The sequence below is a fragment of the Ruminococcus sp. MCC718 genome (genome assembly GCF_018783905.1).
Classification (GTDB): domain Bacteria; phylum Bacillota; class Clostridia; order Lachnospirales; family Lachnospiraceae; genus Hominisplanchenecus; species Hominisplanchenecus faecis.
In genome coordinates, this window is sequence record NZ_WQNP01000112.1 from 22,179 (window position 1) to 47,139 (window position 24,961).

Below are 24,961 nucleotides of genomic sequence, written 5' to 3' on the forward strand. Positions count from 1 at the left end.
ATACTAAAGCAAAAGATGCATTGCAATAAGAAACTGTAAATTGTCTCTTTTCACAATGCACCTTGCATTATATTCACACTCTTTTTCCGTTTCAAAGATCAATATCCAGCTCAACCGGACAATGATCAGAACCCATGATTTCCGTGTGAATCTTGGCATCCACCAGTTTTTCCTTCAGACTTTCCGAGACACAGAAATAATCAATACGCCATCCGGCATTTTTCTTCCTTGCCTGGAAACGATAAGACCACCAGGAATAGATTCCTTCCTGATCCGGATAAAAATAGCGATAGGTGTCGATAAATCCCTGTCCCAGCAATGTAGAAAATTTTCCGCGTTCCTCATCCGTAAAACCGGCATTTTTTCGGTTGGTTTTTGGATTCTTCAAATCAATTTCTTTGTGTGCCACATTCAGATCTCCGCAAAATACAATCGGCTTTTTCTCTTCCAGCCCTTTCAGATAGGAAAGAAATGCATCTTCCCATCGCATACGGTAATCCAGTCTTGCAAGTTCACTCTGCGAATTTGGCGTGTAGACCGTCACCAGGTAAAATTCTGCAAATTCCAGGGTGATCACGCGGCCTTCCTGGTCATGTTCTTCGATACCGATGCCGTATGCCACGGACATTGGCTCTCTTCTGGTAAAGATGGCCGTTCCGGAATAGCCTTTTTTTATCGCATAATTCCAGTACTGATGATAACCTTCCAGTTCAAGGCTGATCTGCCCTTCCTGGAGTTTGCTTTCCTGAATACAGAACATATCCGCATCCAGCTCCTTAAAAATATCTAAAAATCCTTTCTGTACACAGGCACGCAGCCCGTTTACGTTCCACGATATCAGTTTCATCCATCATGCTCCTTCCTCTGCTTTCTTTTTATCATATCATCTTTTCTTTTACAAATCTACTTGCATTTCTTGTACTTGTCTGTTAAAGTGGAGGAAGTGTTACAGCGAATCCAAGAATGCCTGGGCATTCTTGCTGCAACGAACAGTAGCATAACTATAAAGAAATGAGGTAAATACGAATGAGCGATTTTGAAAACGGATGTGCTGGTTCCTGCGATGCATGCGGTTCCAAAAGTGACTGTGAAAAAGCAACCGTTACTCTGACACTGGACGATGGTTCCATGATGGAGTGTGCGATCCTGACGATCTTTGAAGCAGATGAAAAAGAATACATTGCACTGCTTCCGCTGGATGAAAAGGGCAATGCTTCCGAAGAAGGTGACGTGTATCTGTACCGTTTCCAGGAAGTAAACGGAAATCCGACACTGGATAACATCGAAAGTGACGAAGAATATGAAATGGTTGCGGATGCATTCGATGAATGGCTGGATAATGCAGAATTTGAAGATATGGAAAACTAATCTTTTTCATGGAGCAATTTTTCTGTGTATGTTAAAATCCCCTGCAGATTTTTGTCTGCAGGGGATTTTTAACTCCTTTAAAAATCATTTCTGCTGTTTTCCGTCACAGTTTGACAGATGGCTTATTTTCTGTTGTTTTTGCGTCGTATGCCGGATACAAACAATGCGATGAGTGCTGCAAGAGACGCTGCAAGCACGATTGAAAGTAAAACAATCGGGGAATTGTCACCGGTTACGGCTGCCACCCGGACATTCGAGTTTGAACCAGAAGCACCTTTGTTCGTGCTGTTGGTGATTGTATTGCCGGTCACATTCAGCTGTACTGTCTGTACATCGGCATCCCCTTTGGCAATCCACTTGCCGTCTTTATAGAGCTGACGCTCATATGTCACATTCAGTGTATAGGTTCCGGCTGTTGTAAACTGGAGTGTTCTGGCATAGGCGTTTGTTTCGTTCAGATCTCCTTTTCCTGTTCCGCAGGTCCAGGATACCGGAAGATAACGCACATCTCCTTCGATCGGTGCTTTGTTATCCATCCGGTCACCAACTGCCTTGAAGGTAATGTTGGCACCGGTCGCATAATTGCCGCCATTTGTCAGTCCTTCAATCTTATTGTTGTCTGTTTCTCCGATCCAGTTGATCTTTGGCAGTGTCTTGGTCTCTTTCTTCTTGCATATGCCACACTTACGTTCTTTTTTACCCTTCTTCTCATGCGTTGCTTCGTCTGTGACTTTCCATTTGCTCCAGGTATGAGCAGCCAGTTTGCCTCGTGTGATCTTGCAGCGTTTGCAGGTGCTCTTTACTTTGCAGGTTGCTTTTGTCCAGTCATGCCCAAGAGCTGCTGATCCTTTGATTCCGCAGCGTTTGCAGACGGCCGCTTCTGTACAGGTTGCTTCCTTCCAGTCATGCCCAAGAGCCGCTGCTCCTGTTACCCCACAGAGCTTGCAGATGGCTGCCTCCGTACAGGTCGCTTCTTTCCAGTCATGTTTGCAGATGGTCGCCGTAACTTTATATTCTCTTGTCACGGTTTTTCCGTCTTCTGCGGTTCTGGTAAGTTTATAGATGACCGGTATTTTATCTGATGCAGAGAAATCTACTTCTTTTTCACTTGCCGGATCTACGGTCACACCTGCCGGAACCGTGATCTTCGGTGCCAGTTTTTTCAGATCTGTATCGCTCTTCTGCATAAGAACGGTGATTGTCTGTTTTTCCTCATCGATCGTCACTTTGGCATCTTTCACTTCAAAAGCAGTGATCTTCAGATTCGTATTTTCTGTTTCAGATTCTTTTGTTTCCGATTCTTTCGTCTCAGACTGTTTCGTTTCGGATTCCTTCGTCTCTGACTGTTTTGTTTCTGATTCTTTTTCAGACTCCGTTGACTTCACATCTTTTGCTTTTGCATCTGCCTTTGTTTCCGGCTGCTTCTCACTGATCTTCGTCTCAGGCTTCTTTTCCGTTGCCTTTGTTTCCGGTTTCCTGACTTCTGTTTCTTTTTCGGTTACCTTTGCTTCCGGTTTCTTCACTTCTGGCGTTTTTTCGGTTGTTTTCGTCTCAGGCTTCTTTGCTTCGGTTGCCTTTGTCTCCGGCTGATTTTCACTGATCTTCGTCTCAGGCTTCTTTTCCGTTGCCTTTGTTTCCGGTTTCCTGACTTCTGTTTCTTTTTCGGTTACCTTTGCTTCCGGTTTCTTCACTTCTGGCGTTTTTTCGGTTGTTTTCGTCTCAGGCTTCTTTGCTTCGGTTGCCTTTGTCTCTGGCTGTTTTGTCTCTGCAGCCTTTGTCTCTGGCTGTTTTTCGGTTGTCTTTGTCTGAGCTTCTGTGATCTCAATCGTCAGTTTCGGAAGCACCACATCTTTTGCCAGCTTATAATCATCCGTAATCTGTGCGGTAAAGGTATACTTGCCTGCTGTGGAATCCTCTTTATAGTCTGTTTTCCATGTAACATCTTTGATCTTGATATCCTCTGCTTTTTTGCTGTCTTTCTCTTTATAGCCTCTGGCAGAAAGCTTATCCGGAAGTTTCATATCTTTGACCTTTGTTCCCCTGGCAAAAGAACCTTTTTCCAGTTTCGGATCCGTAATGCTGATTACACGGATCTGCTCTTTTTTCTCTGCTTTTTCTGTTCCGGCTTTGGCAGAGACTTCCGTTGTCTGTCCGTCCACCGGTGCTGCTATCGCACTGCCCGGCATCGCAGTTGCCATAACTGTGACTGCCAGTAGCACTGCCAGTATGTTTTTCCTTCTCTTCATAATATCCACCTCCTGATTCTTGATCACGGTTTTTATTCTACGATATCCCTGATATTTCGCTGTGATTTTTCTCACATCTGCGGTAACTTCACAAACCCCCTGTAATCATTTATTGTCAGGTCTCACATGCGTTCGCCCTGAATATTCCCACCATAGCGAATTCCGATCAGTGTCAGCCCTTCCGGTCTCGCTGTCTCCCCTGCGAGCGTCCGGTCTTTTGCTTCAAGGATTTTTTTGATCTGCTGCGGCTCGATGAATCCGCCTCCCACGCGGATTAATGTGCCGGCAATGATGCGGACCATGTTGTAAAGAAATCCATTGCCTGTGACACGTATTATGATCATATCACCTTCTTTTATCACATTCAGAGAATAGATTGTGCGAACTGTATTTGTTACTTCCGGTTTCTCGGTACAGAAGCTTTTAAAATCATGTTCTCCTACCAGATACAACGATGCTTCCTGCATCTTCACTACATCTAATGGATAATAATAAAAAAAAGAATTTAATCTTCTGGTCGGATCCGGAAATCGGCGGTTCAGGATGCGATATTCATAGGTTTTGGTGGTTTTCTGAAAACGCGGATGAAAATCAGACGGCACTTCGCAGGAGTCCTGGATACGGATGTCTTCCGGCAGCCTTGTATTTAATGCATAAGAAATCTTGTCGGCAGGCATACGTGCACTGGTATCAAAAACAGCCACGTTTCCCAGAGCATGCACACCTGCATCGGTGCGGCTCGCCCCGATCACTTTGATTTCTTCTTTTAACAGTTCTGATAAATGATGATTTAAGACTTCTTCTATGCTAACTGCATTTGGCTGTGTCTGCCAGCCATGATAATTTGTTCCGTCGTATGCTACAATGAGTTTCACTCGTTTCATATTTTTTCTCCATTCTGCCATCTGATATGGCTTTTATTTTAGATGTATATCAGCCGAGCTGCCCAGAATCGCATGCCGCATCTTATATGCGTTCGACTTGAATTCTGTTTTTTCTTTATTAAAAGCCCTGTTTCACGAAATAATTTTCATGAATCAGGGCTTCTTGTCAAGCGGATATTCGCGATTGAAGCAGAGGACTTCCTTGATTTGGTTAAAATGCTATGATATTGCCCGTTGCAATAATACATACCAGATAAGTCAGCAGTATCACATATGCAACATGGTCTCTTTTTTTATAGATCAGCGGCTTCATCTTCGTTCTTCCCTCACCGCCGCGGTACCCTCTGGCTTCCATCGCCATCGCAAGGTCATTTGCCCGGCGAAATGCCGAAATAAAAAGCGGAACAAGCAGCGGTACCAGGCTTTTTGCTTTCTTGATCAGTCCGCCGCTCTCAAAATCGGCACATCTTGCCATCTGAGCTTTCATGATCTTGTCTGTCTCATCGAGCAAGATCGGGATAAAACGAAGTGCGATGGACATCATCATGGATATCTCATGCACCGGAACTTTGATGACTTTCAGCGGGGAAAGGGCTTTTTCCAGTCCGTCCGTCAGATTATTCGGTGTCGTAGTCAGCGTCAGCACTGAAGATCCAAGGATCAGATAGGTCAGGCGCACAGCCATAAAAGCAGCCTGCCGGATACCTTCCCAGGTAACTTTTAATTTCCAGATCGCAAATGCTGTCGTTCCCGGTGTCAGAAACAGATTAAACACAACGGTGATCATCATCAGCACAAAAATCCCCTTCAATCCCTTGACCATAAAAGAAAACGGCACTTTTGAGATCATGATCACAGCAGCCAGAAACAGTGTTGCCACAACATAGACACTGATCTTCTGAAACAAAAACAGTGAAATAATAAATACGATCGTCCCAAACAGTTTGACGCGGGGATCCATTTTGTGGATTACGGAATCAGACGGATAGTATTGTCCTAATGTAATATCTCTTAACATATCTTTTCCCTTTTCTTGATTGCCAAAAGAATGGCTTCTTTTGCCTCTTCTACCGTGGTTGCTGTCGTGTCAATATCCCAGCCTTTTTCTTTCAGAGCCTTTACCACATAAGTGACCTGAGGTGCTGCAAGTCCGACGCTTTCCAGCTCTTTATAATGCTGAAAGACCTGTTTTGGTGTATCATCAAACAAAATCTTTCCGTCATTTACTACAATAATACGATCTACATATCTGGCAACATCTTCCATGCTGTGCGACACCAGTATAACTGTGATCTTACGTTCTTTCTGAAGCAGTGCTACCTGATCCAGGATCTCATCGCGTCCTTTCGGATCAAGGCCTGCGGTCGGCTCATCCAGGATCAACACCTGCGGATGCATCGCAAGGATACCTGCAATCGCCACACGCCTTTTTTGACCGCCTGAAAGTTCAAACGGTGATTTCTTATAATAGCTTTCATCCAGGCCAACCTGTGTCAGTGCTTTTTTTGCCCGCTCTTCCACTTCTTCTTTGGATAATCCCAGATTTTTCGGTCCAAAGCAGACATCAGAAAAAACATCGACTTCAAAAAGCTGGTGCTCCGGATACTGGAAGACCAGACCGACCTTACTTCGCAGGGTACGCATGTCGTAACCTTCCTGATAAATATTTTCTCCATCATAATAAATCGCACCGGAAGTTGCCCGAAGCAGTCCGTTTAAATGCTGGATCAGCGTAGATTTCCCGGAGCCGGTATGACCGATGATCCCGATAAACTGTCCGTCCGGAATTTCCAGACTGATCTCATCGAGTGCTTTTTTCTCAAACGCATCGCCCTCACTGTAAACGTAGCTTACTTTTTTTAATTTCATTGACATAATGCTTTTACTAACTCCTCCGTACTTAGTACACATTCCGGCAGATCAACACCGGCTTTTCTCAGTTCGTGTGCCAGAAGAGTCACCTGTGGCACATCCAGACGGTATTTTTTCAGAGTGTCCACCTGAGCAAAAATCTCGAACGGTGTCCCCTGCATAACGATTTTTCCATCATCCATCACGATTACTTTATCTGCATAGATAACTTCTTCCATATAATGCGTGATCAAAATGGCAGTTACTTTTTCTACCTGATTTAACGCACGCACGGCACGAATCACTTCTTTTCGGCCGTTCGGATCCAGCATTGCGGTCGGCTCATCCAGAACGATGCATTTTGGATGCATTGCAACCACGCCGGCGATCGCCACACGCTGTTTTTGTCCGCCGGAAAGTTTGTTTGGAGAATTTTTGCGATATTCCCACATGCCGACACTTTTGAGACTCTCTTCAACTCTCTCCCAAATCTCCTCGGTCGGTATTCCCATGTTTTCCGGTCCGAATCCGACATCTTCTTCGACCACCGTACCGATGATCTGGTTGTCCGGATTCTGAAATACCATCCCGGCCGTTTTACGTACGTCCCAGATATTCTTTTCATCCCGCACATCCATACCGTCCACATACAAGGTACCGTCTGTCGGTGTCAAAATCGCATTGATCTGCTTGGCAAGCGTGGACTTTCCGGAACCATTATGCCCCAGAATTGCCACAAAATCGCCTTTTTTCACATCCAGATCCACACCGTCCACGGCACGGATCGTCTCTTCGACTTCCCCATTTTCGTCATACTTTTTATATTCAAATGCCAGCTTCGCCGCCTCAATGATTCCCATGGTCCACCATACTTTCCTGTATTTTTAAGATACTTTTACGCAAGTTTTCGGAGTGCTTTTTTGCACTCGCATTTTATTGTAAAGGATTTAGATGTTAATTACAAGTCTCTTCCAGCTGTTTTTTTAAATATCTTCCGACTACTGCCGAAAAATTATCAATTCTGCGGATATAGGCAAAATCTTTGCCGAAAATTCTCCGCTCCGCCTGAAGATCCCCTTCCTCCCCAGTAAAAACACCGAGTACGGATACACCCGCATTTCGCAGATGCCGTACTTCCATTGCCGTATCTTTTGTGCCATAATCACCGAAATAAGGCCTGGGATTGCGGCTGTTCGGGCGATTGACTACAATATCATTTGGTCTTCCGTCACTTAACACGATCAGGATTTTGTTTTCTTCGTCTCTTTTCAGAAGCCCTGCGGCTGCAGCACGCACAGCCAGTCCGTCCCGGTTGTTGGAAGAGCCGTAAAATTCAAAAATACGCAGGTTTGCTTCTCTTCCATCCTCGTATTCCCGAAATCTCCGCATGACCGTATAATCCCAGAACGTGCAGAAACTCATAACCCGGTGTGGGATTCCAACATTGGTGAGTGCCTCACTGATCATAAAAGCCTGCAGTGCCACATGGCTCTGTCTGCTTCTCTGGGAACCGCTGCCGTCGATCAGCACTTCAACCACAAAATCGGTATTATAACGCCTGCTCTCCTGCAGAAACAATTTTCTGTTCTCTGTCCGTCCGATATTCCAGAGGCGATTTGGCAGGATTCTACCAGATTCTCCCACATAGGTTTCTTTTTCGTTCCTGGCTACCAGTGCACGTTTTAAAACATTGGTCAGCATATCAATATTCTGTTTTGCCATTCTGCGGTTCTGCTCGTATACACGCCAGTTGACTTCTTTCGTCCTTCTGGCATACTCTGACTGGGCGTTGACTTTCACCATATTTGCAAGGATCCCATCTGTAAAATATAAAGTACAGTCTGCATGTGCCCCTGTGCAGATCTGATGGTTGATGCGTTCTGCCTCCAGCGGTGTCAGGTAACTCCTGCCATAATTGAGTTCAATGTAACTGTTCATTTTTGCAATTGCTTCATCATCCAGCCCGATCACCTGCGTACCGCCCTTTTGCTCCTGTTCCTTTTTTTCCTTTTCCTTCTCAGAAAAAGAAGTCATGGCATCTGCCAGCTGATGCTGCATCCTCCGATAAGCATCTTCCGCCGCTTCTTCTTCCAGAAAATCCTGCCAGTCAAAGCCAGATAATTCTTCTGTGCTGACGGAAAGGACTTTTTCCAGATCTCCGACTCTCTTTTCAAACGTCGGATCCACCATCTGATTGTAAAACCAATCAACCGCCTGCACCAGTTCTTCCGTTTTCTGTGCCTGTTCCAGCCTTTTCAGCTGTTCAAACGGGCGGATCACGCGGCTGTCCGCCGGAGCACTCCCGGTCAGTGCTTCTCTCATATAGGCAAGTTTGACTTTTCCGGTATACGTGTCCAGCATTTTTTCAAAATCGTGGTCCATGATCGCCTCAAACGCTTTTTTGCGGATATCCGGGACACCGGGCCGCTCCCTTGCGATCTTGTCATGGCATGCCGCCTCCACACAGATCTGTCCCAATGTCACAAGCTGACTTTCATCTGCCCCGAGATACACTTTTTTCAGAAGATAGAGTGCAAAAGCATCCTTGTCAAAAAACCTAGAAAAAGCTCCCTGCTTGATGGCATCGTAAATAGAAATGTATTTTGATTTGTAAAAAGATGTCACATCCGGCTTCGTATCCAGATCATAATCTCCGCTGATCGTCCACATCAGGTTGCGGATGCGGTTCTCAATCTCAAAACTGCCATGTTCCAGCTCTTCGTTTGTCAATCTTCAAACACCTCCGCTGCTTCAAGCGATGACGGGATTCTGGTCATAATGATATCTTCTACCATCTCCCTTTCGAACAGGTCAAAGCTTTTGTTGCCCACGCCCATATGGATTGCCCGGATCGGAGAAAGTCCGATCTTCATCAGCCCGATCGCCGCCAGGAGCCCTCGAAGATCCAGTGCTTTGACAGAAATCTCGCTGTTCTGGGCTTTTGTCTGAAGATCCAGAAACAGACCGACAAACTGCTCTGCCGCAGATTCTTTTAAGGTTGGATACATGCTCTTTAAAATATGATTCAGAGTTTCCTCATCCGGTGACGGCATATTGATAACCACAAATCTGGAAACAAGTGCTTCGTTTAACTCTTTTGTGCCGGCATAGCCATAGTTCATTGTACCGATAAAACGCGTAGCCGGATGAAGTACAACTCTTTCGTATCCCGGCACATCAATTGCTCTGCGGTAATCCAAAGTTGCATGCAACACCGATACGGCATCGTTTTTTGCCATGTTGATTTCATCAAGGATCCCAAAACCTCCGGTTTTTGCACACTGGATAATCGGACCTTCCCGCAGCTGGACTTCGTTGTTGCGGAACGTATCCGTACCGATCAGTGTACTGCTGTCTGTATTGACATGAAAAGAAATATTATAAGTTGGCCTTCTAAAAAGCCAGGCAAGATTTTCTGCAAGAATATTTTTCCCGGTGGCCTTTCCGCCGCAGAGCAGCACGTTTTCGCCCGCTAACAGAGCCGCGATCGCCATTTCCAGAACCTCTTTTCCGAAAAACGGGATCTGCGGACGGATGCAGCGTTCTTCTGCCGCATCGCCCGTATCATTTTCTCTTCGAAATTCCATAAGTTCTTCTAAAATATGCCCGGAAATGCCCTGTTCTTCCAGCCTTTGTATCTCTTCTTTTAAAATCTGCAAACTTTTCTCTGTATTTGATGTCATATCGTCTGTCTCCTTTTTTCTCCCTGTCCGGGTTTTGGTGTGCCGTCTCCTCGCAGTTCTTCAATAAATCTGGAACAGGACAGCTCCTGCCCATAGCGTTCTTTTGCATAATACAGATAGAGCTTGTCTTTTGCCCGCGTCATGCCCACATAAAACAGACGGCGTTCTTCCTGGATATCCACATCCATTACTGCTTTCCGGTGCGGCATATTGCCTTCCACTGCATCCACAAGAAATACCACCGGAAACTCCAGACCTTTGGCACTGTGCAGTGTTGTAAAAACAACCGCCTTTGCTTCTTCTTTCTGCTCACTGCTCTTTTTCTGCAAAGCTTCTTTATATTCTTCCATATGGACACACCAGGCATCAAAAGTATCAAAACTTCTGGCTGCTTCCTGAAGTTCATCTAAAACCTCATACAGCTCTTCCGGCTTGATCCTGCGAAACTGTGCATATTCTCTCAAATATTCTTCATATCCTACCGCATGCCTGATATAATTAATCGCCGCATAAGGCTTCATTTTCGCAATACAGGAAAGATCATATTCCAGGCGGTCGATCCGATCTTCCATCCAGTCCCGCCCCTGACATTTCTGCCGCAGTCCTTCCAGTGTAACCGTCTGGGAATCCAGATAATCACGGCTGATATAACGGTTCGGACGGTTTATGATCTGCAGAAAATCTTTCCGGCTGCGATTTCCGTTTGCAATGCGTATGTAGGTAAACAGATCGTTTGCGATCCAGTGTTCGTAAATATTCGGCAGTCCGTCCCGCATCCGGAACGGGAGGTTGTATTCCATGAATTTTTCCAGATAAATACGTGCTCCGGTATTCGTCCGGAACAGAACTGCGATCTCCTGCGGCTCTCTTCCGTCTCGCAGCATATCCTGCACTTTTTTGACAACCGCCAGAGCCTCCATTGCCTGATTCTGAAAGAAAGAGATTGTGATCTTCTCTCCGTTTCCGCGGATGCCATGTGTGCTTTTCTGAAAACGGTTGGTGTTGTGAGCGATCACCCTGCCGGCTCCTTTGATGATGCACTCCGTCGAACGGTAATTCTCTGCAAGCTGGATCATCACAGCTTTCGGAAAATCTTTCTGAAAATTCAACATAATCTCCGGCTTTGCACCGCGAAAACGATAGATAGACTGGTCATCATCGCCGACGATAAACAGATTGTTTCCAGGCTGTGCCAGAAGTTTGACCGTCTCATACTGGATCGCATTGATATCCTGAAATTCATCGATCAGAATATAGCGGAAACGTTTCTGCCATCCCCTGCAGATATCCGGTCTTGCTTTTAACAGTTCGTAAGTGCAGACCAGCATATCATCAAAATCCAGTTTCCGTTTCCGTATCAGAGCCTGCTGATATTCTCTGAAAATACTGCGGAACACATCTTCCGGGCAATTAGAAGAATAATAATGCTCAAGCGATATCCGCTCGTTTTTGATCAGACTGATCTCCTCTGTGACACCCAAAAGAAACTCCTTCTCATCTTCGATCTCCAGATCCATCGGTTCCAAAATATCACGCAGGATCGTATATTTCTCTTCTTCTCTTAAAATATTTTCTGCCGTATAGTGATAGGCAGCTTTAAGGATCGTAAAAAAGACCGCATGAAAGGTACCAAAAGTAACCGGTGCATAACGTCCCTTCATTGCATTGTGAAAACGCTCCCGCATCTCGATGGATGCTGCTTTGGTAAACGTGATGACCAGGATTTCCGATGGGCTGATCCCCTGCTTTTCGATCAGGTATTTTGTTCTCTCGGTGATAACGGTGGTTTTTCCGGAGCCAGGCCCTGCAAGACAGATGCAGGGACCTGCTCCATGGGCGACTGCCCTGGACTGAGTTTCACTCAAACTCATAGATTATTTCTCCAATTTCTCTATTGCCGCATGGATGCGTTTGATGGATTCTTCTTTTCCAAGAATCTCCAGGATCTCGGTTGCACCTGCCGGTGTTGTCTGTTTACCGGAAAGAGCAGTACGAATCGGCCACATGATATACCCGGTCTTATATCCATGTTCTTTACCGAATGCTACCAGTGCCTCAAACAGTGCATCGTTGCTGTAATCATCCTGTGCCTCAAGCAGAGGAAGTACTTCTTTTAACAGGTTCAGAGAAGTTTCCTCTGTTGTTTTCATTTTTTTGTGGCAATACATCTGTGTATCATACTCCGGAACTTCTTCATAAAAATCGATCAGCTCTTTGATCTCCGGGAATACTTCGATACGTGTCTTAACCTGAGATGCGATCTTTTTCAGATCCAGATCTTTGTGGATCGCTTCTTTCAGATATGGCAGTGCACGCTCGTAGAATTTATCAAAATCCATCGCCTTGATATATTCACCGTTCATCCATCTTAATTTGCCCATATCAAAAACAGCCGGTGATTTATTCATATGATGATAATCAAAAGCTTCTACCAGCTCCTCCAGAGAAAAGATCTCACGGTTGTCAGACGGACACCATCCAAGCAGTGCCACATAGTTTACAACTGCTTCTGTCACAAATCCCTGCTCGATCAGGTCTTCGTAAGAAGAATGACCGCAGCGTTTGCTCAGCTTTTTATGCTCTTCGTTTGTGATCAGCGGGCAGTGCACATAAACCGGAACATCCCAGCCAAATGCCGCATACAGACGATTGTATTTCGGTGAAGATGACAGATATTCATTTCCTCTTACCACATGAGTGATGCCCATCAGGTGGTCATCAACTACATTTGCAAAATTGTAGGTCGGATATCCATCAGATTTAATCAGAATCATATCATCCAGCTCTGAGTTCGGAACTTCAATCTTTCCGTAAATCTCATCTTCGAAAGAAGTCGTTCCTTCATTCGGGATGTTCTGACGGATAACATACGGAACGCCTGCTGCCAGTTTGGCTTCTACTTCTTCTTTGGAAAGATGCAGACAGTGTTTGTCATAAACAATAATTTCTTTTCCGGCAACTTCCTGTTTTAAAGATTCCAGACGCTCTTTGCCGCAGAAACAGTAATATGCTTCCCCTTTTTCAACCAGCTCTTTGGCATATTTCAGGTAAATGCCCTGTGCCTGACGCTCGCTCTGTACATACGGACCAACGCCGCCATCCAGATCCGGACCTTCATCATGAACCAGACCTGTTTCTTTGAGTGTATGGTAAATAATATCCAATGCACCTTCCACGTAACGCTCCTGGTCGGTGTCCTCTATACGGAGAATAAAGTCTCCTCCTTCATGTTTTGCAATCAGATATGCATATAATGCAGTTCTTAAATTTCCTACGTGCATCCTTCCTGTCGGACTTGGTGCAAAACGTGTTCTGACTTTGCTCATATCTTTCCTCCTCATCCTTGGGCTTTTCTATGCTTCCCAAAACGTCATTTCACTTCATTATATACTCTGTTTTGTAATTTGTACAGAGAAAAAAATCCCCGGAATTCTGAAAACAGACAGATATCTGCATTTCCAGAATTCCGGAGATTTTACTTTAGTTCTTCCATAATGTCCGCCACATGCTCCAGTTTTTCTGCCTTCCAGGCATTTGCCCCACAGAACAGCAGTGCTTCGTCCAGATTTCCTTTCGCCGCCGCGATCAATGCACGTGTGATACAGTAAGGGATTTCTTTTGGATTACAGTGTTCCAGGCAATGGAGACATTTTTTATCAATTTTATGCGAACCATGTTTGATAAAGGTATTGAAAATAGCACGACCCGGCATGCCGACCGGGCTTTTGACAATACCGATCTGTTCTTTTTTACAGTCGATGTACGCCTGTTTATAAGACAGATCTGCGTCACACTCGTATGTCGTGACAAAGCGTGTCCCCATCTGTACGCCATCCACGCCAAGTGCCAGAGCCCGATCCATATCGGCACGGTCATAGATCCCGCCTGCCAGCACGACCGGTATATTTTTGTGGCTGTCCGCTTCGATTTCTCTTACCACGGTCAGGATTTTTTTTACTTCCTGTGCATAGGTCTCATCCGTAAATATTTCCAGCTGTTCCCGGTGAAAGCCCAGATGTCCGCCTGCTTTTGGTCCTTCGATCACCAACAGATCCGGCACAACATTGTATTTTCTTTTCCAGATCCGCAGCATCACTTTGGCCGCTTTTTCTGTGGAAACGATCGGTGCGATCTTCGTGTTGCTGCCTTTTACATATTCCGGGAGTTTTTCCGGAAGCCCTGCCCCGGAAATGATCAGATCCGCCCCGGCTTTTACAGCAGCCTTCACGTAATCTGCATAATCTTTTGTGGCAACCATGATATTAAATCCGACGATTCCGCCGCCTGCAAGTGCTCTTGCCTTTGCAAGCTGGGACTGTATGGCACGCAGATTCGCTTCTTTTGGATGTTCTTCAAAATCTGGCTCTCGAAATCCGATCTGTGCGGCAGAAAGGATACCGACACCGCCATTTGCCGCCACACTGCCTGCCAGATGCGAAAGACTGATCCCAACACCCATTCCGCCCTGAATCACCGGAATCCTTGCAGTTAAGTCTCCGATTTTTAATGGTTTTCTGTCCATATATATTCCGTCCTTTTGTACGATGTCAAAGTCAGACATCTAATACCTGCGAAAACGCTCGTAGCGTTCTATGGCAAGCTGATCTTCGCTTTTTTCTTCCTGTTTTTCCAGGAAACAGAGCATATGTTCTTTCATGTTTCCTGCAATCGTTTCCAGATTTTTCTTCTGTGCCGGCTCGACTTCCGGAACGATCCACTCGATCACACCAAGTTCTTTTAAATCTTTTGCCGTGATCTTCATGATCCCTGCCGCTTCTTTTGCACGTTTTCCGTCTTTCCAGAGAATCGATGCAAATCCTTCCGGCGAAAGGATCGAGTAGGTGGCATTTTCCATCATCCAGACTTCATTTGCCACGGCAAGGGCAAGTGCCCCTCCGCTTCCGCCTTCTCCGATCACAATGCTGAGTACCGGAACTTTCAGACCTGACATCTCACTGAGATTTTCTGCGATCGCTCTGCCCTGTCCGCGTTCTTCTGCTCCGATCCCGCAGGCAGCCCCCGGCGTATCCACAAAACAGATGATCGGACGATGGAATTTTTCTGCCTGTTTCATCAGACGAAGTGCCTTACGATAGCCTTCCGGAGATGCCATGCCAAAATTGCAGCGGATATTTTCCCTGGTATTTTTCCCCTTCTGCTGTCCGATGACTGTAACCGGAATACCTGAAAGTGTGGCGATTCCGCCGATCACAGCTCCATCATCTCCAAAGCAGCGATCCCCGTGAAGTTCAGTAAAATCTTCAAAAATCTGATCGATATAATCTCCCGCCGTGCATCTTGCCGGACTGCGTGACAGTTCCACCCGCTCCCAGGCACTTTTCTCCTTTTTATTTTCTTTATCAGAGTTCTTTTCTTCTATGGGATCTGCTTGGAACATGCTTGCTTTTGATGCAAAGGTTTCTGCTGCTTTCTGACTGTGAAGCCTAAGTAATTTTCCAAGTTCTTCTCTCATATTTTTACGCTCAATAATCGCATCGATCATGCCTTTTTCCAGCAAAAACTCCGCTCTCTGGAATCCGTCCGGCAGTTTTTCTCCGGTTGTCTGACGGATCACACGCGGACCTGCAAATCCAATCAGGGCTCCTGGCTCTGCAAGGATCACATCGCCAAGCATGGCAAAACTTGCCGTCACACCACCCGTTGTCGGATCCGTCAGCACCGGAATGTAAAGAAGGCCTGCATCGCTGTGACGTCTGATTGCCGCTGTTGTTTTTGCCATCTGCATCAGAGAAATAATCCCTTCCTGCATTCTCGCCCCACCGGAACAACAAAACAGGATCACTGGCAGTTTTTCCTCTGTCGCTTGTTCAAATGCCTGCGTGATACGCTCTCCTACTACATATCCCATGCTGCTCATCAGAAATCTGGCATCGCATACACCGATTACCGTTTCCCATCCACAGATGCTTCCTTTTCCGATCGTAACGGCTTCCTTTAATCCTGTTTTTCTTCTCGTATCAGAAAGTTTTTCTTCGTATTCCGGAAAATCAATCGGATTTTTCTCTTCGATATCCGTTCCCCATTCCTGAAAGCTTCCTTTATCAAGCAGCAGGCGAAGTCTGGTCTTTGCCTTGATTCGAAAATAGTCACCGCATTTCGGACAGGTGTAAAACTTTTCTTTTACATCTTCCCGATAGACCATTTTTTTACATTTTGAGCATTTCAGCCACATACCATCCGGTACAGACGGTCCCTTCTCTTCTGGCTGCGATCCAATTTTTATATAGCCTGTCTTTTTAAACATGGATTTGAAAATTGCCATGCTTTGGCCTCCTTATTCTTTTTCCATCTGAAACTTTTTCTCTATAAAAGAAGTATCAAAATTTCCATTGATAAAATCCTCATCATCCAGAATCTGAAACTGAAAATCAAGATTTGTTGTGATCCCTTCCAGAACCAGTTCGCCAAGGGCACTTCTCATTTTCTGGATCGCCCCCTGTCTTGTCCTGTCATGAACAATCACTTTTGCCGCCATTGAATCATAGTAAGGCGATATCTCACATCCACCGTAAATAGCAGTATCAACCCTCACGCCAAAGCCACCCGGCAAATGTATCTGACCGACCTTTCCTGGACACGGCATAAAATTCTTCTTTGGATCTTCGGCGTTGATGCGACATTCCAGTGCATGACCGCGTAACGTGATCTCTTCCTGCGTCAGATCAAGCGGCAAACCGGCTGCAATATAAATCTGTTCCTTGATCAGATCCACGCCAGATACCATTTCGGTCACCGGATGTTCTACCTGGATCCGGGTGTTCATCTCCATAAAATAATAACGCTTCTGCTTATCCAGAAGAAATTCAATCGTTCCGGCATTTTCGTAAGCTGCTGCTTTTGCGGCACGCACTGCCACCGCTCCCATTTCTTTTCGCAGTGTTTCATCCAGCACGCTGCTTGGAGATTCTTCAATCACTTTCTGATGATTTCTCTGAATGGAACAGTCACGCTCCCCAAGTTGAATGACGTTGCCGAATTTATCGGCAAGAATCTGAAACTCAATATGTTTCGGCTCTTCGATATATTTCTCGATATACATGGAGTCGTCTCCGAAACCGCGGATTGCTTCCAGCTGTGCTACCTTGAAATTTTCCAGAAAATCTTCCGCTGTCTGCGAAAGCCGCATGCCTTTTCCTCCGCCTCCAAGTGCCGCTTTTATCATGACCGGATAGCCGATCTGATCTGCCGCCTCTTTTGCTTTCCCAGCATCGGTGAGTGGTCTTTCGGTTCCCGGCACAACCGGGATGCCGGCTTTTATCATGGTATTTCTGGCTTCGGATTTGTTTCCCATGCGTTCGATCACCTCTGCGGACGGACCGATAAAGGTGATCCCGCATTTTCTGCACATATCTGCAAATTTACTGTTTTCCGACAAAAATCCAAATCCCGGATGAATGGCATCTGCTTTTGCTGCAATACAGGCACTTAAAATACGTTCCATATCAAGATAACTCTCCGCTGCGGCAGATGGTCCGATACAGATGGCTTCGTCTGCCAGCTGAGCGTGCAGTGCTTCCGCATCCGCCTGTGAATAGATGGCAACGGTACGAATGCCAAGTTCTCTGCATGCACGTATGATCCGAAGTGCAATTTCCCCCCGGTTGGCGATCAATATTTTCTGAAACATCTTTCTCTCCTTTTTATCCGATCGCAAAGGTCAGCTCTGCAGATACGGCTACTTCCCCTTCAACCGTTGCCACGGCTTTTCCGATCCCGATCGGACCTTTCTTCTTGATCATTTCCACTTCCAGCATCAGGACATCCCCCGGAACCACTTTCCGTTTGAATTTTGCCTGGTTGATGGCACCAAAATAAGCTGTTTTCCCCTTATATTCCGGACACGATAACATCACAACTGCACCGACCTGAGCCAGAGCCTCAATCATCAGTACACCAGGCATAACTGGTTCCTGTGGAAAATGACCTGCAAAATAGGGTTCGTTGTAACTGACACACTTCTTGCCAATTCCATGCTCGCCCGGTGTCAGTTCTTCAATCGTATCGATCAGAAGCATCGGCTGTCTGTGTGGGATCACTTCCATGATTTCTTTTGCTTTCATCACTGACATTTTTTCTTCCTCCAAAGACGATATTATTTAATACAGAATAGTGGCTGTCCATATTCTACCATCTCACCGTTTTCCGCAAGTACTTTTTCTACGGTACCGTCACACTCTGCCACAATTTCATTCATCAGTTTCATTGCTTCAATGATGCCGATTGTCTGACCTTTTGTCACCGTATCTCCCGGTTTTACAAATGGATCTTCTTCCGGAGACGGTGCCAGATAGAACGTGCCAACCAGCGGTGAGCAGACGAGATTTTCCTCATTTTCGATATTCCCTGTAAAAGATTCTTCTGGATCATGGTTTGCAGGATTACGGGATGCGACGCTGTTTTTCCCTGCTTCTATAAAAACCTCGCCCTGATCTGCTGCGGTATCTTCCGTGCAGATCTTTACGACTTTTTCTTTTTTCATGCAAAGCTGAAGATTGCCTTCTTCTAAAGTAAATTCAGTCAGCCCGGATGCAGAAACTTTATCGATCAGCGTAAGAATTTTTTCGATCTCCATATCTGATTCCTCCTAGTGATACTTTTTGATCAGAATACTTGCATTGTGTCCGCCAAATCCGAAGGAATTGCTTAAGGCATAATCAAACGATTCCCTGATTTCTGTATCTGGCACATAATTTAAATCCATCTCTTCTTCTGCTTCCAGAAATCCGACGGTCGGATGGATATAACCTTCTTCCAGTTCTTTGACGCAGGTGATAAATTCCACCGCACCGGCTGCACCGAGCATATGACCGACCATGGATTTCGTGGAATTGATGCGGATGTTGTACGCATGCTCTCCAAAGGCTTTTTTGATCGCTCTGGTCTCAAAGAGGTCATTGTGATGTGTGCTGGTTCCGTGTGCATTGATATAGGTCAGCTCTGTTTTATCAATGTTTGCCTCTGCAACGGCATCACTCATCGCTCTTGCCGCACCCTCACCGTCTTCCGCCGGTGATGTGATATGGTAAGCATCGCTGGTACAGCCATAGCCGACCACTTCCGCCAGAATATTGGCGTTTCTTGCCTGTGCATGAGAAAGTTCTTCTAAAACAACAACACCTGCACCTTCACCCATCACAAATCCGCTGCGGTCCTTGTCAAACGGGATGGAACAACGTTTCGGATCTGTCGCAGAAGACAGTGCCGTCAGAGCGGAAAAGCCTCCGACACCCATCGGACAGATGGCTGCTTCTGTACCGCCTGCCACGATCACATCGGCATCTCCGATCTGAATACTGCGGAACGCTTCGCCGATGGAATGGGTTCCGGTCGCACAGGCAGTCACCACATTCAGGCTTTTGCCTTTCAGTCCCAGCTGAATGGAAACATTTCCGCATGCCATGTTAGAGATCATCAGCGGAACAAGAAGCGGATTGATCCTGGATGCTCCACGCTCCAGCAGTCTTTTATGCTCCCGTTCCATTGCCTGCAGACTTCCGATACCGGAACCGACATAACAGCCCACACGGTAAGGATCTTCTTTTTCCATATCAATGCCCGCATTCTTCATTGCTTCCGCTGCAGCCACCACTGCATACTGACAGAACAACTCCATACGTCTTGCTGCCTTGAAATCCATAAATTCTTTCGGATCAAAATCTTTGATCTCTGCCGCCAGGCTTGCCTTGAACCCTGTGGTGTCAAATTTGGTGATCTTATCAAATCCGGTTCTTTTTTCTTTGACACTGTTCCAGAAATTCTCAACACCGATGCCAATTGGTGTCACGGCTCCCATACCAGTCACTACAACTCGTCTCATATCTTGCCTCCTGTTTTTACATTACATCGCCATGCCGCCATCCACACAGAGCACCTGACCTGTGATATAGGATGCCGCATCAGATGTAAGAAATGCCACTGCTTCCGCTACATCTTCCGGATGCCCGAATTTTTTCATCGGAATCTGCTGTGTTGCCTGTTCTCTTATAGTATCAGAAAGTTTTTCTGTCATATCTGTCTCAATAAATCCTGGTGCAACGGCATTTACCTGAATATTTCTGCCTGCAAATTCGCGGGCTATGGTTTTGGTAAGGCCGATGATCCCTGCTTTTGCAGCTGCATAATTTGCCTGACCGGCATTTCCAAGCACACCGGATACGGATGCGATGTTTACGATTTTTCCGCTTTTCTGGCGGATCATCTGTCTTGCCGCTGCATGGATCGTATTAAATGCACCTTTTAAATTGACTTCAATCACACGGTCAAAATCTGCTTCGCTCATCCGCATGATCAGATTGTCTTTTGTAATTCCGGCATTATTGATGAGAATATCCAGCCGTCCATATTGCTTTACGATTTCTTTGACCATATCTTCTGTGGCATAAAAATCTGAAATATCACAGCCATAAACCACGGCTTTTCCTCCCGCATTTATGATCTCTTCTGCCGTCTGCTCTGCTTTCTCTTTTGAACCGCTATAATTTACCACAACAAAAATATTTTTCTTTGCCAGTGTTTTTGCGATCTGAGAACCGATCCCTCTGGATGCACCGGTCACCAGTGCGATTTTTTCTTCCATTATCGATTACCTCTGCTTTCCAGTACTTTTTCCAGATCTTCCGGTTTTTCAATGGAAAATCCCTTGACACTGCAGTCGATCTTTCGAAGAAAACCAGTTAGCGTTTTCCCAGGTCCGATCTCCACAAATGTATCAACGCCATCTGCGATCATACGCTCCACACTCTGCTGCCATAACACAGAAGATGCTACCTGCTTTGCAAGAAGTTCTTTGATTGCTTCCTCTTCTGTCACATATTCTGCTGTGACATTTGTCACATATGGGGTCACCGGTGCCTGTACCGTTACCGTTTTTAAGACTTCTACCAGTTTTTTTCCTGCCCCTTCCAGCATTGGAGAATGAAACGGACCGCTGACCTTGAGCGGCAGCACCCTTCTTGCACCGGCTTCTTTTAAAGCCATGCCCGCTCTCTCAACAGCAGTATCTTCTCCTGTGATCACGACCTGCCCCGGACAGTTATAATTCGCCACCGAAACTCTGCCTTCTGTTTCCTGACAGATTTTCCGGATCTGTTCTCCATCCATACCGATCACAGCCGCCATCGCTCCGCCTGTCGGAACTGCTTCCTGCATAAAAATGCCTCTCTGACGCACCACGCGAAATGCTGTTTCCATATCCAGCACACCGCTCGTGATCAGTGCACCATATTCTCCGAGGCTGAGCCCCGCACTGACATCCGCAGCAAGCCCTGCTTCCCTCACTGCTCCAAGGATCGCTGCTTCACAGGCGAGAATTGCAATCTGCGTGTACTGCGTTTCGTTCAGTTTTTCATTTTCTTCAAAACAGAGTGCCGGAATGTCCAGCCCGGTCGCTTTCGAAGCGAGGTCAAAAATCTCTCTTGCCTTTTCACTTCTCTCATAAAATTCTTTTCCCATGCCGGCATGCTGTGCACCCTGCCCCGGGAATACAAATGCAATTTTGCCCATCTTCTATGCCTCTTTCAGAAGTTTTTTTGCCTGATCCATGATCTCTTCGATCATCTCACTGCAAGTCTGTTCCTGTTTCACCAGACCTGCACTCTGACCTGCCATAACGGTTCCTCTTGTCACATCTCCCTCCACAACTGCCTTACGCAGTGTGCCGAGCGTCATCAGCTCCAGTTCTTCAAACGAAGCCCCTTCTTTTTCCAGTTTCAGATATTCTCTGGTCATCTGATTTCTCAGACAGCGGACAGGATGTCCGATGCTCATGCCGGTAACTTCCGAATCGATATCTCTTGCTTTCAGCACACGTTCTTTATAAGCTTCGTGAACAATGGATTCTTTTGAAACGATAAAACGTGTCCCCATCTGAACGGCATCTGCTCCAAGCATCCTTGCCGCTGCAAATCCTCTGCCATCGGCGATGCCTCCGGCTGCGATAACTGGAATGTTTACCACATCCACAATCTGCGGAACCAGTGTCATCGTCGTCTGAGCACCGATATGTCCGCCGGACTCCATTCCTTCTGCAACCAGTGCATCGGCTCCGACGCGTTCCATTCTTCTTGCAAGTGCCACGGAAGCTACCACCGGAATGACGAGAATACCCGCCTCTTTCCACATCTTCATATATTTTTCCGGACTTCCGGCACCGGTCGTAACCGCTTTTACGCCTTCTTCTGCAACTGCCTGTGCCACTTCATCCGCATGCTGACTCAGCAGCATGACATTGACACCAAACGGTTTGTCCGTCAGTTCTTTTGCCTTGCGGATCTCATCACGCACCCATTCGGCTGGTGCATTTGCAGCTCCGATAATACCAAACCCTCCGGCATTTGACACCGCTGCCGCAAGATTATGTTCTGCCACCCATGCCATACCGCCCTGAATGATCGGATATTTTATTCCAAGAAGTTCTGTCACTTCTGATTTCATGTTATACTCCTCCATCTGTTGTTACGGATTCCAAAACAGGCTTTTATGCTTTTCCTGCTATTTACGCTTACGCTTCTACGCCCTTCTGTTTCAGGTAATCCACAACACTTTCAACCGTCGTCAGCTGTTCCAGTTCTTCGGATGGGATTTCCACACCGTAAGTATCTTCCAGGGACATCACAAGTTCAAACAAATCCAGGGAATCTGCACCCAGATCCTCTTTAAAAGAACTTTCCATTTTGATCTCCTCTGCCGGGCAATTTAACTGTTCTGCGATTAATTCTTTCATTTTTTCAAACATTTTGATTTCTCCTTTATTTTTCATGGTTTTATTTGCATCATGCCAGGGACTTGCATACAAAGCATCCTTCTTGCCCACAAGATAAGATTATTTCCCTGACATCTTGTATTTTATTATGCGTCTCAAATATTTTGACTTTCAAAGTATAATGCAAGAAAAATCATTTGTCAAGAAAAATATTTTGATAATCAAAGTTTTTTTGACCATTGAAGATTCCTTCTCTATATGCGGCAAACAACAAATCTGCATCTTTTATCACCACAACAAAAACAGCCCACTGTTTTTACAATGGACTGCTTTTCTGACAAACCGTTCTTTTATGCCATATAATGTTCCCGATATTCTCCTGGGCTCATCCCGGTCTCTTTTTTAAATACTCTGGAAAAATATGAAAAATTCTGATAGCAGAGCTGACTTGCGATCCAGCTGATGCTTTTTCTTGTATTTGCCAGCAGACTTTTCGCCTCCTCCATGCGAAGCTCTGTTGCATATTCATTCAGCGTCATGCCGGTTTCTTTTTTGAAAATCCTTGCCAAATGTACCGGGCTCATATACAGCTTTTTCGCAAGCTCTTCTCTGCTGATCGCCGGATCCTGTTTCATATACTCTGCTGCTTTCACAACCGGTGAATCTTCGATCCCCTCTTCCATGTGCTGCTCAACGGCATCAATCTGGGATTTCAACAAGGCAAGCTTCATATTCTTTCTCTTTTTTTCTGTTTCTGCCTGTTCCAGTGCCTCTTTTAACTGTTCCATATTCAGGGGTTTTTCCAGATAGCGGAAGACTCCGCAGCGGATTGCTTCTGCCGCATAGGAAAATTCCGTATGGCAGGATAATAAAATGCGGATGACTTCCGGATTATGATCTCCGAGCCAGTACATCAGTTCCATTCCGCCCTCTCCCGGCATTTCAATATCACAGATCACAACGTCGATCCGCTTCTGTTTGAAATATTGTTTTGCCTCGTTTACACTGTAAGCCCCATACACTTCTTCCACACCAAAATTTTTCCAGTCGATATAGTGAAGCAGTGTATCCAATACCAGTTTTTCATCGTCCACGCATAATAATCGCACAAGAAATCCTCCTTCCATTTTTTCCTTCTCCATATTTACTTCTATTTTAACATTTTTGATATTCTGAGACTTCCGGAATCTTCCATTTGTACTATAACAATGTTCTTTGATGCCAGAATCAGGTGCTCCATATCATGTTCTTTCTTCTTCGACTAAGGTAAAAGAGCCGGGTTCTGCTCTTTTGCAAAACCCGACTCCTGCCTGTGATATGTGTTTGGAATTTATTTTTTAGAAGTTTGAGATTTTCTCTGCACTGTACTGTAAGATCAGAACTGCATCGTTGGTATCTACGTTTCCGTCACCGTTTACATCTGCACTTTCCAGTGCGTCTGCATCCAGTAGGTCTGTGCCAGTGTCACGCCTACCGGGAAAGCAGTTGCATACTGATAATAAGTTGCATTATCCTGTCTGTCAAATTCTGCTTCTTTTGCTACATAATAGTTGCCGTCCTCATCCTGCTCTACCTGGATCGGAGAAACCAGCTGCCACAATGTCTTCTGGCCGGTCTTTGTGATACGTGCTCCGGCAGGCCATCCGAAAGGTCGGTACTTGGGATCAGCAGTGTGTTGTAATAGTTCGGTGTGGATGCCCAAACGGTACCGGATGTATAAAGTGCTGCCCATCCAAGTGTATTTCCGCCGCTTCTTGTCTCGTTTCCGTTTGCGTCAGTATATTTATAAGTATCTTCATCGCGGTATTCAAACGTACCAAGTTCGCTTCTTCCGGCTGTACTTTCTGTTCCGACGTCAACACCATTTACAATCCAGGACATCTGATCTACACTCAGTCCTGCAATGAACTGTTCCATGGTGATTCTGCCTTTATAAACATCCAGCAGTATCCACTGATTGCTTGTCTCAACCGGAACGAGTTTTTCATCGGTTGCTTTATCGGAGATCCAGCCGCCTTTTGCTGCATATTTTGCAGAATCGGAATCAGCATCATTCTTGCTGTAGTAGGTTACAACATTTTCATCATCTACTTTGGAAGCATTGTCTGGTGCTTCTCCAAATGCATCCTTATCATAACGGGTCGCTATCCTCCGATACGCTTTTAATTTCAAGAACAGCTTTTCTACAAGATGCCGCTCTTTATAAAG

Annotated in this window: 23 protein-coding genes and 1 pseudogene; 1 reads left to right on the forward strand and 23 read right to left on the reverse strand. The window is 45.7% G+C overall.

All coding sequences use genetic code 11. From position 1 onward, the window contains the following. Positions 1-91 precede the first annotated feature (91 nt). A complete protein-coding gene (locus GPK60_RS09880) occupies positions 92-847 on the reverse strand; it encodes an exodeoxyribonuclease III (protein WP_022119472.1) in 756 nt (251 codons plus the stop codon). Positions 848-1,026: 179 nt separating this feature from the next. On the opposite strand from GPK60_RS09880, the gene GPK60_RS09885 reads away from it, so the two are divergent. Further along, a complete protein-coding gene (locus GPK60_RS09885; protein WP_022119471.1) occupies positions 1,027-1,368 on the forward strand; it encodes a DUF1292 domain-containing protein in 342 nt (113 codons plus the stop codon). A 122-nt stretch (positions 1,369-1,490) separates the two neighbouring features. On the opposite strand, the gene GPK60_RS09890 is transcribed toward GPK60_RS09885, so the two are convergent. The 22 genes and pseudogenes from GPK60_RS09890 to GPK60_RS09995 all read right to left on the reverse strand — a co-directional run. Next, entirely contained in the window at positions 1,491-3,614 is a 2,124-nt protein-coding gene (locus tag GPK60_RS09890) for a hypothetical protein (RefSeq protein WP_215659760.1), read from the reverse strand. A 122-nt stretch (positions 3,615-3,736) separates the two neighbouring features. Beyond that, on the reverse strand, positions 3,737-4,498 hold the full coding sequence (gene truA, locus GPK60_RS09895; RefSeq protein ID WP_022118618.1) for a tRNA pseudouridine(38-40) synthase TruA: 762 nt from the start codon (positions 4,496-4,498) through the stop codon (positions 3,737-3,739). A gap of 211 nt (positions 4,499-4,709) precedes the next feature. Then, entirely contained in the window at positions 4,710-5,516 is an 807-nt protein-coding gene (locus GPK60_RS09900) for an energy-coupling factor transporter transmembrane component T (protein WP_022118617.1), read from the reverse strand. Beyond that, on the reverse strand, positions 5,510-6,373 hold the full coding sequence (locus GPK60_RS09905; RefSeq protein WP_022118616.1) for an energy-coupling factor transporter ATPase: 864 nt from the start codon (positions 6,371-6,373) through the stop codon (positions 5,510-5,512). The genes GPK60_RS09900 and GPK60_RS09905 overlap by 7 nt, the downstream gene beginning before the upstream one ends. Further along, positions 6,364-7,209: an energy-coupling factor transporter ATPase gene (locus tag GPK60_RS09910; RefSeq protein ID WP_173895796.1), complete on the reverse strand. Its 846-nt coding sequence runs from the start codon at positions 7,207-7,209 to the stop codon at positions 6,364-6,366. Before GPK60_RS09910 ends, GPK60_RS09905 begins: the two co-directional genes overlap by 10 nt. Positions 7,210-7,303: 94 nt before the next feature. Then, on the reverse strand, positions 7,304-9,079 hold the full coding sequence (locus GPK60_RS09915; protein ID WP_346727758.1) for a nitric oxide reductase activation protein: 1,776 nt from the start codon (positions 9,077-9,079) through the stop codon (positions 7,304-7,306). Next, positions 9,076-10,032 (reverse strand): MoxR family ATPase, encoded by a 957-nt coding sequence (locus GPK60_RS09920; RefSeq protein ID WP_215659763.1) that lies wholly within the window; start codon positions 10,030-10,032, stop codon positions 9,076-9,078. The genes GPK60_RS09915 and GPK60_RS09920 overlap by 4 nt, the downstream gene beginning before the upstream one ends. Beyond that, complete coding sequence (locus tag GPK60_RS09925) at positions 10,029-11,903, reverse strand: ATP-dependent helicase (protein WP_215659766.1); 1,875 nt, start codon at positions 11,901-11,903, stop codon at positions 10,029-10,031. The genes GPK60_RS09920 and GPK60_RS09925 overlap by 4 nt, the downstream gene beginning before the upstream one ends. Before the next feature lie 3 nt (positions 11,904-11,906). After that, complete coding sequence (gene gltX / locus GPK60_RS09930) at positions 11,907-13,358, reverse strand: glutamate--tRNA ligase (RefSeq protein WP_215659769.1); 1,452 nt, start codon at positions 13,356-13,358, stop codon at positions 11,907-11,909. 149 nt (positions 13,359-13,507) lie between these two features. Then, positions 13,508-14,554, reverse strand: coding sequence for a nitronate monooxygenase (locus GPK60_RS09935; protein ID WP_215659772.1), 1,047 nt, complete (start codon positions 14,552-14,554; stop codon positions 13,508-13,510). A 39-nt stretch (positions 14,555-14,593) separates the two neighbouring features. Continuing rightward, entirely contained in the window at positions 14,594-16,315 is a 1,722-nt protein-coding gene (locus tag GPK60_RS09940; protein ID WP_215659775.1) for an acetyl-CoA carboxylase carboxyltransferase subunit alpha, read from the reverse strand. 12 nt (positions 16,316-16,327) lie between these two features. Continuing rightward, positions 16,328-17,680: an acetyl-CoA carboxylase biotin carboxylase subunit gene (locus tag GPK60_RS09945; RefSeq protein WP_215659778.1), complete on the reverse strand. Its 1,353-nt coding sequence runs from the start codon at positions 17,678-17,680 to the stop codon at positions 16,328-16,330. A 13-nt stretch (positions 17,681-17,693) separates the two neighbouring features. Next, complete coding sequence (gene fabZ / locus GPK60_RS09950) at positions 17,694-18,122, reverse strand: 3-hydroxyacyl-ACP dehydratase FabZ (RefSeq protein ID WP_022118607.1); 429 nt, start codon at positions 18,120-18,122, stop codon at positions 17,694-17,696. Between the two features lie 23 nt (positions 18,123-18,145). After that, positions 18,146-18,625, reverse strand: coding sequence for an acetyl-CoA carboxylase biotin carboxyl carrier protein (gene accB, locus GPK60_RS09955; RefSeq protein WP_215659781.1), 480 nt, complete (start codon positions 18,623-18,625; stop codon positions 18,146-18,148). A 12-nt stretch (positions 18,626-18,637) separates the two neighbouring features. Further along, entirely contained in the window at positions 18,638-19,870 is a 1,233-nt protein-coding gene (gene fabF, locus GPK60_RS09960; RefSeq protein ID WP_173895799.1) for a beta-ketoacyl-ACP synthase II, read from the reverse strand. Positions 19,871-19,891: 21 nt separating this feature from the next. Next, positions 19,892-20,632: a 3-oxoacyl-[acyl-carrier-protein] reductase gene (gene fabG, locus GPK60_RS09965; protein ID WP_147631604.1), complete on the reverse strand. Its 741-nt coding sequence runs from the start codon at positions 20,630-20,632 to the stop codon at positions 19,892-19,894. After that, on the reverse strand, positions 20,629-21,555 hold the full coding sequence (gene fabD / locus GPK60_RS09970) for an ACP S-malonyltransferase (protein ID WP_173895800.1): 927 nt from the start codon (positions 21,553-21,555) through the stop codon (positions 20,629-20,631). Before fabD ends, fabG begins: the two co-directional genes overlap by 4 nt. 3 nt (positions 21,556-21,558) lie before the next feature. After that, positions 21,559-22,485: an enoyl-[acyl-carrier-protein] reductase FabK gene (gene fabK / locus GPK60_RS09975; RefSeq protein ID WP_215659795.1), complete on the reverse strand. Its 927-nt coding sequence runs from the start codon at positions 22,483-22,485 to the stop codon at positions 21,559-21,561. 67 nt (positions 22,486-22,552) lie between these two features. After that, entirely contained in the window at positions 22,553-22,786 is a 234-nt protein-coding gene (gene acpP / locus GPK60_RS09980) for an acyl carrier protein (RefSeq protein ID WP_022118600.1), read from the reverse strand. Positions 22,787-23,103: 317 nt separating this feature from the next. Beyond that, a complete protein-coding gene (locus GPK60_RS09985) occupies positions 23,104-23,862 on the reverse strand; it encodes a helix-turn-helix domain-containing protein (protein ID WP_215659798.1) in 759 nt (252 codons plus the stop codon). A gap of 305 nt (positions 23,863-24,167) precedes the next feature. Then, positions 24,168-24,353 (reverse strand): hypothetical protein, encoded by a 186-nt coding sequence (locus GPK60_RS09990; protein ID WP_215659801.1) that lies wholly within the window; start codon positions 24,351-24,353, stop codon positions 24,168-24,170. A 521-nt stretch (positions 24,354-24,874) separates the two neighbouring features. Continuing rightward, positions 24,875-24,961, reverse strand: a pseudogene (locus GPK60_RS09995) (IS4/IS5 family transposase); the annotation flags it as partial.